Source organism: Pseudomonas sp. LBUM1656, assembly GCF_059716065.1.
This window is the reverse complement of sequence record NZ_CP166800.1, coordinates 5,423,134-5,435,820: the sequence shown is the minus strand read 5'-3', so window position 1 is coordinate 5,435,820 and position 12,687 is coordinate 5,423,134. Positions and strand designations below refer to the sequence as shown.

The following is a 12,687-nucleotide window of genomic DNA, read 5'->3' as shown; positions in this document are numbered from 1 at the left end:
CGTTGTAGCAGCTGTCGAGTGAAACGAGGCTGCGATCTTTTGACTTTGCTTTAAAAAATCAAAAGATCGCAGCCTCGTTTCACTCGACAGCTGCTACAAGTCCCTATTGGCAGTTATCCGCAATCTGTTTCCGCGCTTCGGTTGTGCGCTCCTGACGTTGTTCGTCGGTCAGGCGGCGCAGTTCACCGTCGACATCCTCCCGCAATCGCGGATTGTTCTGTAGTTGGGCCAGATTCGTTCGCGCCTGCTCGCAGAATACCTTTAGCTGGGCTTGCTGCTCGGCGACCTGCTTTTTCACTGTTTTGTCGATGGTCTGCTGATCGCCAATCGCCGTGCTGCGCGCTGGTGCAACGGGTTTGCCGGCAGGTGGGGAGGGGATCACCACCGTAGTGGCCTCCTGGCCTTGCGGCGGTTGCGCGTCAAAGTGGGTCACGCCTTGGGCGTCGACCCATTTATAGATCTGACCGCCCATACACAAAGGGCTGACCAGCAGACTGACCATCAAGAACGTTCGCATGCCATTTCCTTGCCAGAGTTGCGCAATTGAAGCTAACACAGTTGCGGTTTAGCGGTTTTTTCTTGCTTTCTCATGTGCTTACTTCAATAAAGCACATAGACGGCTTGACTTGCAGGGGACGAAACAGAAGAATCCAAAGTCCGCTGTAGAGGGACTGCCAGAAGCAGGCCCACTCAGCAGATCATGAGGCGCACATCCGCGCCGACCTGTTACACCCGCAACGCGTTACCTCGCGCTGGGTGGGAAAGGCCCGCAACACTTGGGACGATCCCAATACTTGCTCAGTCAGTGCTGACGTAGTCGGCGACCACCGTCGCTCATGCTCTGCTGAGAAGTAAACCTATTAAGACCCGTCCTCTGTTATGTGGGCGGTATTCTGGCGTTTTAGAGGTGAACAACGTGGAGCTTTTATCTGGCGGTGAGATGCTCGTCCGCTTTTTGCGTGACGAAGGCGTTAAATATATCTATGGGTACCCGGGTGGTGCCGCATTGCATATCTATGACGCGCTGTTCAAAGAACCAGCCGTTCAACATATTCTCGTTCGTCATGAGCAGGCTGCCACTCACATGGCTGACGGCTATGCGCGTGCCACTGGCAAGGCCGGCGTCGTACTGGTGACCTCCGGTCCCGGCGCGACCAACGTCATTACCGGTATTGCCACTGCGTACATGGACTCGATCCCGATGGTGATCCTGACCGCCCAGGTGGCTAGCACCATGGTCGGTACCGATGCCTTCCAGGAAACCGACATGATCGGTATCTCCCGGCCGATCGTGAAACACAGTTTCATGATCAAGCATGCTTCGGAAATCCCGGAGATCATGAAAAAGGCGTTCTACCTGGCGCAATCCGGTCGTCCTGGTCCTGTCGTTGTCGACATTCCGAAAGACATGACCAACCCGGCCGAGAAGTTCGAATACATCTTCCCGAAAAAAGCCAAGCTGCGTTCCTACAGCCCGGCGGTTCGTGGCCACTCGGGCCAGATCCGCAAGGCAGTGGAAATGCTGTTGGCGGCCAAGCGGCCGATCATCTATGCCGGCGGCGGCGTCATTCTGGGCAACGGCTCCGCGCCGTTGACCGAACTGGCGCAACTGCTGAACGTGCCAGTCACCAATACCTTGATGGGCCTCGGCGCCTATCCGGGCGGCGACCGTCAGTTCCTCGGCATGCTCGGTATGCACGGTAGCTACACCGCCAACCTGGCGATGCACCATGCGGACGTGATCATGGCAGTGGGCGCGCGTTTCGATGACCGTGTTATCAACGGTGCATCGAAGTTCTGCCCAAGCGCCAAGATCATCCACATCGATATCGACCCGGCTTCGATCTCCAAAACCATCAAGGCCGACGTTCCAATCGTAGGTCCGGTGGAAAGCGTATTGACCGAAATGGTCGCTACCTTCAAGGAAATCGGCGAGTCCCCTAACAAGGACTCGGTCGCCGCCTGGTGGAAGCAGGTTGAAGAGTGGCGCGGTGATCGCGACATGTTCCCTTACAACAAAGGGGACGGCAGCATCATCAAGCCGCAGACCGTTATCGAAACCCTGCACGAAGTGACGAAGGGCGATGCCTACATTGCTTCCGACGTAGGTCAGCACCAGATGTTCGCGGCGCAGTACTACCGCTTCAACAAGCCTAATCGCTGGATCAACTCCGGCGGCCTGGGCACGATGGGCTTCGGTTTCCCGGCAGCAATGGGCGTGAAACTGAGCTTCCCGGAAGCGGACGTGGCTTGCGTGACGGGTGAAGGCAGCATCCAGATGAACATCCAGGAGCTGTCCACTTGCCTGCAGCATGACTTGCCGGTGAAGATCATCCTGCTCAACAACGGCGTGCTCGGCATGGTCCGTCAGTGGCAGGACATGAGCTACGGCGCGCGTCACTCGCACTCCTACATGGAATCGTTGCCGGACTTCGTCAAGTTGGCCGAAGCCTACGGTCACGTCGGCATGCGCATCACGGACTTGAAGGATTTGAAGCCGATGATGGAGCAGGCATTCGCGATGAAGGATCGTCTGGTGTTCATCGACATCAAGGTCGACGCTGGCGAACACGTCTACCCGATGCAGATCAAAGACGGCTCCATGCGTGATATGTGGCTGAGCAAGACGGAGCGTACTTAATCATGCGACATATTATTTCCCTGCTTCTGGAAAACGAACCCGGCGCTCTGTCTCGTGTAGTCGGCCTGTTCTCACAGCGCAACTACAACATTGAAAGCCTGACCGTGGCCCCAACCGAGGACCCGACCTTGTCGCGTCTGACGCTGACCACTGTCGGCCACGATGAAATCATCGAGCAGATCACCAAGAACCTGAACAAGCTGATCGAAGTGGTCAAACTGGTCGACCTGTCGGAGAGTGCTCACATCGAGCGCGAACTGATGCTGGTCAAGGTCAAGGCCACCGGCGCCCAGCGCGCCGAGATCAAGCGCACCACCGATATTTACCGTGGGCAGATCGTCGATGTCAGCGCGAGCGTGTATACCGTTCAACTGACCGGTACCAGCGACAAGCTCGACAGCTTCATTCAGTCCATTGGCACCGCCTCGATCCTGGAAACCGTCCGAAGCGGCGTCACCGGTATCGCTCGCGGCGACAAAGTACTCAGCATCTAAACCAAATTAGCGAACGGCCTGAACGGCCTGGATATATAGGGGAATTTCATGAAAGTTTATTACGAAAAAGACTGCGACCTGTCGATCATCCAGGGCAAGAAAGTTGCCATCATCGGTTACGGCTCCCAGGGCCACGCTCAAGCGTGCAACCTGAAAGACTCCGGCGTTGACGTTACTGTCGGTCTGCGTAAAGGTTCGGCCACTGTTGCCAAAGCCGAAGCCCACGGCCTGAAAGTGACCGACGTTGCTTCCGCTGTTGCGGCTGCCGACCTGGTCATGATCCTGACCCCGGACGAGTTCCAGTCTGCTCTGTACAAGAACGAAATCGAGCCGAACATCAAGAAAGGCGCCACCCTGGCCTTCTCCCACGGCTTCGCGATCCACTACAACCAGGTTGTTCCGCGCGCTGACCTCGACGTGATCATGATCGCGCCGAAAGCACCGGGCCACACCGTGCGTTCCGAATTCGTCAAAGGCGGCGGTATCCCTGACCTGATCGCTATCTATCAGGATGCCTCGGGCAACGCCAAGAACGTTGCACTGTCCTACGCCGCCGGCGTTGGTGGCGGTCGTACCGGCATCATCGAAACCACCTTCAAGGACGAGACTGAAACCGACCTGTTCGGCGAACAAGCCGTTCTGTGCGGCGGTACCGTTGAGCTGGTCAAAGCCGGTTTCGAAACGCTGGTTGAAGCTGGCTACGCGCCGGAAATGGCCTACTTCGAATGCCTGCACGAACTGAAACTGATCGTTGACCTCATGTACGAAGGCGGTATCGCCAACATGAACTACTCGATCTCCAACAACGCTGAATACGGCGAGTACGTGACCGGCCCGGAAGTGATCAACGCCGAGTCCCGTCAGGCTATGCGCAACGCCCTGAAACGTATTCAGGACGGTGAATACGCCAAAATGTTCATCAGCGAAGGCGCAACCGGCTACCCTTCGATGACCGCCAAGCGTCGCAACAACGCCGCTCACGGTATCGAAATCATCGGCGAGCAACTGCGCTCCATGATGCCGTGGATCGGTGCCAACAAGATCGTCGACAAAGCTAAAAACTGAGTCGCGCACTTGTACGAAAAACGCGGCTTAGGCCGCGTTTTTTCGTTTGGGTGGTCGGTTCTGGTATAAAGCTGCATCGTTTGCGGCCGAACCGTCGTCCCAGACACCTGTCGAAACTTTCCACCCCGTTGCAAGGTATTGTCCATGAGCGAACGTCCCGAAGAGCCAAACAAGGCTTCTGACGCCGAAAGCCTGCTGCCCATCGATGAGCACATCGAGGAAGGGCATGACGCTGAAGGCCGTAAAGTCCGGCATCGTGGTATCTATCTTCTGCCGAATCTGTTCACCACTGCGAACCTGTTCGCAGGGTTTTATTCCATCATCAGCTCGATGAGCGCCCAGAGTGCCTTGAGTGCCGGTGATTCGATTGGCGCGAGCAAGTATTTCGCGTTTGCCGCGATCGCGATTTTCGTCGCCATGGTGCTCGACGGCCTTGATGGTCGCGTTGCCCGTATGACCAACACCCAGAGTGCCTTCGGCGCCGAGTACGACTCGTTGTCGGACATGGTCGCCTTTGGCGTTGCGCCGGCATTGCTGGCGTTTGGTTGGGCCTTGGGTGATATGGGCAAGGTCGGCTGGATGGTTGCCTTCATCTATGTCGCGGGGGCGGCGTTGCGTCTGGCGCGCTTCAATACTCAAGTAGGCACCGCGGACAAACGCTACTTCATCGGTCTGGCCAGCCCGGCTGCCGCGGGTGTGGTGGCGGGGATTGTCTGGGCGTTCAGCGATTACGGCATTCAGGGGTCGAAGATGTCGTTCCTGGTTGCGCTGATGGTTGCAGCCGCCGGCATGCTGATGGTCAGCAACATCAAGTACAACAGCTTTAAGGAGCTGGACTTGAAGGGGCGAGTACCCTTTGTCGCGATCCTCGCCGTCGTGCTGGTGTTTGCCGTGGTCTTCAGTGATCCACCACGCATTCTGCTGCTGGTTTTCCTCGCTTACGCGGCGTCTGGTCCGGTGCAATACCTGTTGCATCTTCGTCGGCACAAAAACGCCGAGTGATGTAATTTCCCTCATACTCCGCAGTCTATTGGTGCATCTGTCCTCCAATGCTGCGGAGTTGCCATGCTGATCAAAGTCTCCAACGCGTCTGACTGCCATGAGTCGGACGTCACGCCTGAATCCTTTTATCTTTCTCGACGCAATCTATTGGGTGCAGCCGCTGCCGGTCTGGCTGTGAGCAGTCTGCCGCGTTGGGCCAGTGCTGACGAAGCCGCTCGTTATGCGGATGTCGAGCCTGGCAAGGCACCTTCCTGGTTTGCCGAAAAGCTTCCTTCTACCAAGTGGGGTGCAGTCAACGTCAAGGATGAGGCGATCACGCCATTCAAGGATGCGACCCACTACAACAACTTCTATGAGTTCGGCACTGATAAAGGCGACCCTGCTGCCAATGCCGGTTCGTTGAAGACTGAGCCTTGGACCGTAGTAGTAGACGGGGAGGTGGGTAAGCCGGGGCGGTATGCGCTGGAAGACTTCATGAAGCCTTATCAATTGGAAGAGCGGATCTATCGTCTTCGCTGTGTTGAGGCCTGGTCGATGGTCATTCCCTGGATCGGTTTTCCTCTCTCGGCTTTGCTGAAGGAGGTCGAGCCGACGTCGAAGGCTAAATTCATCCGCTTCGAGACGCTGCAAGATCCCAAGAGCATGCCTGGGCAGCGATCCGGTTTTGCCTTGATCGAGTGGCCCTATGTAGAAGGCTTGCGCCTGGATGAGGCGATGAATCCATTGGCGATTCTTGCGGTGGGCATGTATGGGCGCGAACTGCCGAATCAAAACGGGGCGCCGCTGCGGTTGGTGGTGCCCTGGAAGTATGGCTTCAAGAGCGTCAAATCCATCGTGCGGATCAGTCTGGTCAGCGAACAGCCGAAAACCACCTGGCAGAGCATTGCCTCGGATGAGTACGGCTTCTACGCGAACGTAAACCCCACCGTCGATCACCCGCGCTGGACCCAGGCGCGGGAGCGTCGGTTGCCGAGCGGGCTGTTCAAGCCCAATGTTCGGGATACGCAGATGTTCAACGGCTACTCGGATGAGGTCGCTTCTCTCTATACAGGGCTCGATTTGCGGAAGAACTACTGATGCGTTATGCGTTTTGGCGAGTGGGCGTCTTTATAGCGGCGGCAATCTGGCCGCTGCTTTGGTTGTATCAGGCCTGGCAGGATGTGCTGGGTCCCGACCCGGGCAAGGTGTTGGTTGACCGGCTCGGGTTGGGGACACTTGTCCTGCTATTAATAACGTTAAGCATGACGCCTCTGCAGAAACTCACGGGTTGGGCGGGGTGGATTGCTGTACGCCGGCAACTGGGGTTGTGGTGTTTCGCCTATGTGGTTCTGCATTTGAGTGGCTACACGGCGTTCATTCTTGGTTTTGACTGGTCGCAGCTGGGTGTCGAGTTGCGCAAGCGGCCGTACATTATTGTCGGGACGTTGGGTTTTCTCTGTTTGTTGGCGTTGGCGGTGACTTCCAATCGTTATAGTCAACGGCGCTTGGGTGTTCGTTGGAAGAAGCTGCATCGGCTGGTTTATGTGATTCTCGTGCTCGGATTGCTGCATATGCTTTGGATTGTTAGAGCTGATCTGAAGGAATGGTCTATCTATGCCTCAATAGGTGCGCTGCTATTAGTGCTGCGCATACCCCCGATTGCTCGTCGAATCCCGCGTTTAATAGCTAAAAAGGCCCCTTCTGCAAGAAAAGCGTAATTAGGGGTTGACGGCAGATTCTGGAAGTCTATAATTCGCCCCACTTCCGGCGCAGTCGAAATGGAAAACTCCTTGAATAAACAAAGAGTTACGCAGTTTTCGACAGCGAGTTGCTTCAGGTCATCGAAGTCCAGAAGGAGTTGATCAAGCGAGGTTGTTTGGCTTGATTGACGGTTCGATCTTCTCGGTCGAAAGCGGAGAAAAAGAGGTGTTGACAGCAGCGAGTAACGCTGTAGAATTCGCCTCCCGCTAACGAGAGATCGAAAGCGCAAGTGGTTGAAGTTGCAAAGGAAACTTTGAAAACTTCTGAAAATAACCGCTTGACAGCAATAGAGGCTGCTGTAGAATGCGCGCCTCGGTTGAGACGAAAGATCTTAACCAACCGCTCTTTAACAACTGAATCAAGCAATTCGTGTGGGTGCTTGTGGAGTCAGACTGATAGTCAACAAGATTATCAGCATCACAAGTTACTCCGCGAGAAATCAAAGATGTAACCAACGATTGCTGAGCCAAGTTTAGGGTTTCTTAAAAACCCAAAGATGTTTGAACTGAAGAGTTTGATCATGGCTCAGATTGAACGCTGGCGGCAGGCCTAACACATGCAAGTCGAGCGGCAGCACGGGTACTTGTACCTGGTGGCGAGCGGCGGACGGGTGAGTAATGCCTAGGAATCTGCCTGGTAGTGGGGGATAACGCTCGGAAACGGACGCTAATACCGCATACGTCCTACGGGAGAAAGCAGGGGACCTTCGGGCCTTGCGCTATCAGATGAGCCTAGGTCGGATTAGCTAGTTGGTGAGGTAATGGCTCACCAAGGCGACGATCCGTAACTGGTCTGAGAGGATGATCAGTCACACTGGAACTGAGACACGGTCCAGACTCCTACGGGAGGCAGCAGTGGGGAATATTGGACAATGGGCGAAAGCCTGATCCAGCCATGCCGCGTGTGTGAAGAAGGTCTTCGGATTGTAAAGCACTTTAAGTTGGGAGGAAGGGCATTTACCTAATACGTAAGTGTTTTGACGTTACCGACAGAATAAGCACCGGCTAACTCTGTGCCAGCAGCCGCGGTAATACAGAGGGTGCAAGCGTTAATCGGAATTACTGGGCGTAAAGCGCGCGTAGGTGGTTTGTTAAGTTGGATGTGAAATCCCCGGGCTCAACCTGGGAACTGCATTCAAAACTGACAAGCTAGAGTATGGTAGAGGGTGGTGGAATTTCCTGTGTAGCGGTGAAATGCGTAGATATAGGAAGGAACACCAGTGGCGAAGGCGACCACCTGGACTGATACTGACACTGAGGTGCGAAAGCGTGGGGAGCAAACAGGATTAGATACCCTGGTAGTCCACGCCGTAAACGATGTCAACTAGCCGTTGGGAGCCTTGAGCTCTTAGTGGCGCAGCTAACGCATTAAGTTGACCGCCTGGGGAGTACGGCCGCAAGGTTAAAACTCAAATGAATTGACGGGGGCCCGCACAAGCGGTGGAGCATGTGGTTTAATTCGAAGCAACGCGAAGAACCTTACCAGGCCTTGACATCCAATGAACTTTCCAGAGATGGATTGGTGCCTTCGGGAGCATTGAGACAGGTGCTGCATGGCTGTCGTCAGCTCGTGTCGTGAGATGTTGGGTTAAGTCCCGTAACGAGCGCAACCCTTGTCCTTAGTTACCAGCACGTAATGGTGGGCACTCTAAGGAGACTGCCGGTGACAAACCGGAGGAAGGTGGGGATGACGTCAAGTCATCATGGCCCTTACGGCCTGGGCTACACACGTGCTACAATGGTCGGTACAGAGGGTTGCCAAGCCGCGAGGTGGAGCTAATCCCAGAAAACCGATCGTAGTCCGGATCGCAGTCTGCAACTCGACTGCGTGAAGTCGGAATCGCTAGTAATCGCGAATCAGAATGTCGCGGTGAATACGTTCCCGGGCCTTGTACACACCGCCCGTCACACCATGGGAGTGGGTTGCACCAGAAGTAGCTAGTCTAACCTTCGGGAGGACGGTTACCACGGTGTGATTCATGACTGGGGTGAAGTCGTAACAAGGTAGCCGTAGGGGAACCTGCGGCTGGATCACCTCCTTAATCGACGACATCAGCTGCTCCATAAGTTCCCACACGAATTGCTTGATTCATTGAAGAAGACGATAAGAAGCAGCCCGAAATTGGGTCTGTAGCTCAGTTGGTTAGAGCGCACCCCTGATAAGGGTGAGGTCGGCAGTTCGAATCTGCCCAGACCCACCAATTTTGTGTGGGAACCTGTAGAAATACGGGGCCATAGCTCAGCTGGGAGAGCGCCTGCCTTGCACGCAGGAGGTCAACGGTTCGATCCCGTTTGGCTCCACCACTACTGCTTCTGTTTGTTGAAAGCTTAGAAATGAGCATTCCATTGTGATGATGGTGAATGTTGATTTCTAGTCTTTGGATTAGATCGTTCTTTAAAAATTTGGGTATGTGATAGAAAGATAGACTGAACGTTACTTTCACTGGTAACGGATCAGGCTAAGGTAAAATTTGTGAGTTGCTCTTAATTGAGCAGCATCGAATTTTCGGCGAATGTCGTCTTCACAGTATAACCAGATTGCTTGGGGTTATATGGTCAAGTGAAGAAGCGCATACGGTGGATGCCTTGGCAGTCAGAGGCGATGAAAGACGTGGTAGCCTGCGAAAAGCTTCGGGGAGTCGGCAAACAGACTTTGATCCGGAGATGTCTGAATGGGGGAACCCAGCCATCATAAGATGGTTATCTTAAGCTGAATACATAGGCTTAAGAGGCGAACCAGGGGAACTGAAACATCTAAGTACCCTGAGGAAAAGAAATCAACCGAGATTCCCTTAGTAGTGGCGAGCGAACGGGGACTAGCCCTTAAGTGGCTTTGAGATTAGCGGAACGCTCTGGAAAGTGCGGCCATAGTGGGTGATAGCCCTGTACGCGAAAATCTCTTAGTCATGAAATCGAGTAGGACGGAGCACGAGAAACTTTGTCTGAATATGGGGGGACCATCCTCCAAGGCTAAATACTACTGACTGACCGATAGTGAACTAGTACCGTGAGGGAAAGGCGAAAAGAACCCCGGAGAGGGGAGTGAAATAGATCCTGAAACCGTATGCGTACAAGCAGTGGGAGCCCACTTTGTTGGGTGACTGCGTACCTTTTGTATAATGGGTCAGCGACTTATTTTCAGTGGCGAGCTTAACCGAATAGGGGAGGCGTAGCGAAAGCGAGTCTTAATAGGGCGTCTAGTCGCTGGGAATAGACCCGAAACCGGGCGATCTATCCATGGGCAGGTTGAAGGTTGGGTAACACTAACTGGAGGACCGAACCGACTACCGTTGAAAAGTTAGCGGATGACCTGTGGATCGGAGTGAAAGGCTAATCAAGCTCGGAGATAGCTGGTTCTCCTCGAAAGCTATTTAGGTAGCGCCTCATGTATCACTGTAGGGGGTAGAGCACTGTTTCGGCTAGGGGGTCATCCCGACTTACCAAACCGATGCAAACTCCGAATACCTACAAGTGCCGAGCATGGGAGACACACGGCGGGTGCTAACGTCCGTCGTGAAAAGGGAAACAACCCAGACCGTCAGCTAAGGTCCCAAAGTTATGGTTAAGTGGGAAACGATGTGGGAAGGCTTAGACAGCTAGGAGGTTGGCTTAGAAGCAGCCACCCTTTAAAGAAAGCGTAATAGCTCACTAGTCGAGTCGGCCTGCGCGGAAGATGTAACGGGGCTCAAACCATACACCGAAGCTACGGGTATCACTTAGGTGATGCGGTAGAGGAGCGTTCTGTAAGCCTGTGAAGGTGAGTTGAGAAGCTTGCTGGAGGTATCAGAAGTGCGAATGCTGACATGAGTAACGACAATGGGTGTGAAAAACACCCACGCCGAAAGACCAAGGTTTCCTGCGCAACGTTAATCGACGCAGGGTTAGTCGGTCCCTAAGGCGAGGCTGAAAAGCGTAGTCGATGGAAAACAGGTTAATATTCCTGTACTTCTGGTTATTGCGATGGAGGGACGGAGAAGGCTAGGCCAGCTTGGCGTTGGTTGTCCAAGTTTAAGGTGGTAGGCTGGAATCTTAGGTAAATCCGGGATTCTAAGGCCGAGAGCTGATGACGAGTGTTCTTTTAGAACACGAAGTGGTTGATGCCATGCTTCCAAGAAAAGCTTCTAAGCTTCAGGTAACCAGGAACCGTACCCCAAACCGACACAGGTGGTTGGGTAGAGAATACCAAGGCGCTTGAGAGAACTCGGGTGAAGGAACTAGGCAAAATGGCACCGTAACTTCGGGAGAAGGTGCGCCGGTGAGGGTGAAGCATTTACTGCGTAAGCCCATGCCGGTCGAAGATACCAGGCCGCTGCGACTGTTTATTAAAAACACAGCACTCTGCAAACACGAAAGTGGACGTATAGGGTGTGACGCCTGCCCGGTGCCGGAAGGTTAATTGATGGGGTTAGCTAACGCGAAGCTCTTGATCGAAGCCCCGGTAAACGGCGGCCGTAACTATAACGGTCCTAAGGTAGCGAAATTCCTTGTCGGGTAAGTTCCGACCTGCACGAATGGCGTAACGATGGCGGCGCTGTCTCCACCCGAGACTCAGTGAAATTGAAATCGCTGTGAAGATGCAGTGTATCCGCGGCTAGACGGAAAGACCCCGTGAACCTTTACTATAGCTTTGCACTGGACTTTGAATTTGCTTGTGTAGGATAGGTGGGAGGCTTTGAAGCGTGGACGCCAGTTCGCGTGGAGCCAACCTTGAAATACCACCCTGGCAACTTTGAGGTTCTAACTCAGGTCCGTTATCCGGATCGAGGACAGTGTATGGTGGGTAGTTTGACTGGGGCGGTCTCCTCCTAAAGAGTAACGGAGGAGTACGAAGGTGCGCTCAGACCGGTCGGAAATCGGTCGTAGAGTATAAAGGCAAAAGCGCGCTTGACTGCGAGACAGACACGTCGAGCAGGTACGAAAGTAGGTCTTAGTGATCCGGTGGTTCTGTATGGAAGGGCCATCGCTCAACGGATAAAAGGTACTCCGGGGATAACAGGCTGATACCGCCCAAGAGTTCATATCGACGGCGGTGTTTGGCACCTCGATGTCGGCTCATCACATCCTGGGGCTGAAGCCGGTCCCAAGGGTATGGCTGTTCGCCATTTAAAGTGGTACGCGAGCTGGGTTTAGAACGTCGTGAGACAGTTCGGTCCCTATCTGCCGTGGACGTTTGAGATTTGAGAGGGGCTGCTCCTAGTACGAGAGGACCGGAGTGGACGAACCTCTGGTGTTCCGGTTGTCACGCCAGTGGCATTGCCGGGTAGCTATGTTCGGAATAGATAACCGCTGAAAGCATCTAAGCGGGAAACTAGCCTCAAGATGAGATCTCACTGGGACCTTGAGTCCCCTGAAGGGCCGTCGAAGACTACGACGTTGATAGGTTGGGTGTGTAAGCGCTGTGAGGCGTTGAGCTAACCAATACTAATTGCCCGTGAGGCTTGACCATATAACACCCAAGCAATTTGTGACTCGAAAGAGGCCAGATTGCGGTGTGTGAAGACGAAACGAACCGAAAGTTCGAGACACTCACAAAACACCTGACTATCACATACCCATTCGCTGGAGCGTGATCTCGCAAGAGAGAACGACCTGGCTACCGAATTTCTTGACGACCATAGAGCATTGGAACCACCTGATCCCATCCCGAACTCAGCAGTGAAACGATGCATCGCCGATGGTAGTGTGGGGTTTCCCCATGTGAGAGTAGGTCATCGTCAAGATTAAATTCCGAAACCCCAATTGCGAA

Annotated in this window: 7 protein-coding genes, 2 tRNA genes and 3 rRNA genes; 11 read left to right on the top strand and 1 reads right to left on the bottom strand. The window is 54.1% G+C overall.

Going from position 1 to position 12,687, the window contains the following annotated elements; genetic code table 11:
• Positions 1-103 precede the first annotated feature (103 nt).
• Positions 104-517: a DUF4124 domain-containing protein gene (locus tag ACA072_RS24565; protein ID WP_497621151.1), complete on the bottom strand. Its 414-nt coding sequence runs from the start codon at positions 515-517 to the stop codon at positions 104-106.
• 399 nt (positions 518-916) lie between these two features.
• Between ACA072_RS24565 and ACA072_RS24560 the strand changes: the two genes are divergently transcribed.
• From ACA072_RS24560 to rrf, 11 genes are all read left to right on the top strand, one after another.
• Positions 917-2,641 (top strand): acetolactate synthase 3 large subunit, encoded by a 1,725-nt coding sequence (locus tag ACA072_RS24560; RefSeq protein ID WP_497621150.1) that lies wholly within the window; start codon positions 917-919, stop codon positions 2,639-2,641.
• Positions 2,642-2,643: 2 nt separating this feature from the next.
• A complete protein-coding gene (gene ilvN, locus ACA072_RS24555) occupies positions 2,644-3,135 on the top strand; it encodes an acetolactate synthase small subunit (RefSeq protein WP_003205610.1) in 492 nt (163 codons plus the stop codon).
• Between the two features lie 48 nt (positions 3,136-3,183).
• Positions 3,184-4,200, top strand: a complete 1,017-nt coding sequence (gene ilvC, locus ACA072_RS24550; RefSeq protein ID WP_007948647.1) for a ketol-acid reductoisomerase — start codon at positions 3,184-3,186, stop codon at positions 4,198-4,200.
• A gap of 144 nt (positions 4,201-4,344) precedes the next feature.
• Complete coding sequence (gene pssA, locus ACA072_RS24545) at positions 4,345-5,202, top strand: CDP-diacylglycerol--serine O-phosphatidyltransferase (protein ID WP_010467638.1); 858 nt, start codon at positions 4,345-4,347, stop codon at positions 5,200-5,202.
• 63 nt (positions 5,203-5,265) lie between these two features.
• Positions 5,266-6,279 (top strand): protein-methionine-sulfoxide reductase catalytic subunit MsrP, encoded by a 1,014-nt coding sequence (gene msrP, locus ACA072_RS24540; protein WP_497621149.1) that lies wholly within the window; start codon positions 5,266-5,268, stop codon positions 6,277-6,279.
• Positions 6,279-6,899, top strand: a complete 621-nt coding sequence (gene msrQ / locus ACA072_RS24535; RefSeq protein ID WP_497621147.1) for a protein-methionine-sulfoxide reductase heme-binding subunit MsrQ — start codon at positions 6,279-6,281, stop codon at positions 6,897-6,899. Before msrP ends, msrQ begins: the two co-directional genes overlap by 1 nt.
• Before the next feature lie 545 nt (positions 6,900-7,444).
• Positions 7,445-8,983, top strand: a 16S ribosomal RNA gene (locus ACA072_RS24530).
• An 82-nt stretch (positions 8,984-9,065) separates the two neighbouring features.
• Positions 9,066-9,142, top strand: a tRNA-Ile gene (locus tag ACA072_RS24525).
• 27 nt (positions 9,143-9,169) lie between these two features.
• A tRNA-Ala gene (locus ACA072_RS24520) sits at positions 9,170-9,245 on the top strand.
• A 250-nt stretch (positions 9,246-9,495) separates the two neighbouring features.
• A 23S ribosomal RNA gene (locus ACA072_RS24515) occupies positions 9,496-12,387 on the top strand.
• A gap of 158 nt (positions 12,388-12,545) precedes the next feature.
• Positions 12,546-12,661: ribosomal RNA gene (rrf, locus tag ACA072_RS24510) — 5S ribosomal RNA — on the top strand.
• Together the 16S, 23S and 5S rRNA genes with 2 tRNA genes alongside form the textbook arrangement of a ribosomal RNA operon.
• Positions 12,662-12,687: the final 26 nt, after the last annotated feature.

What these genes read in the sequence shown, in the direction of transcription:
- ACA072_RS24565 (WP_497621151.1), bottom strand. Translation starts at nt 517, where the DNA reads ATGCGAACGTTCTTGATGGTCAGTCTGCTGGTCAGCCCTTTGTGTATG.
- ilvN (WP_003205610.1), top strand. Translation starts at nt 2,644, where the DNA reads ATGCGACATATTATTTCCCTGCTTCTGGAAAACGAACCCGGCGCTCTG.
- ilvC (WP_007948647.1), top strand. Translation starts at nt 3,184, where the DNA reads ATGAAAGTTTATTACGAAAAAGACTGCGACCTGTCGATCATCCAGGGC.
- pssA (WP_010467638.1), top strand. Translation starts at nt 4,345, where the DNA reads ATGAGCGAACGTCCCGAAGAGCCAAACAAGGCTTCTGACGCCGAAAGC.
- msrP (WP_497621149.1), top strand. Translation starts at nt 5,266, where the DNA reads ATGCTGATCAAAGTCTCCAACGCGTCTGACTGCCATGAGTCGGACGTC.
- msrQ (WP_497621147.1), top strand. Translation starts at nt 6,279, where the DNA reads ATGCGTTATGCGTTTTGGCGAGTGGGCGTCTTTATAGCGGCGGCAATC.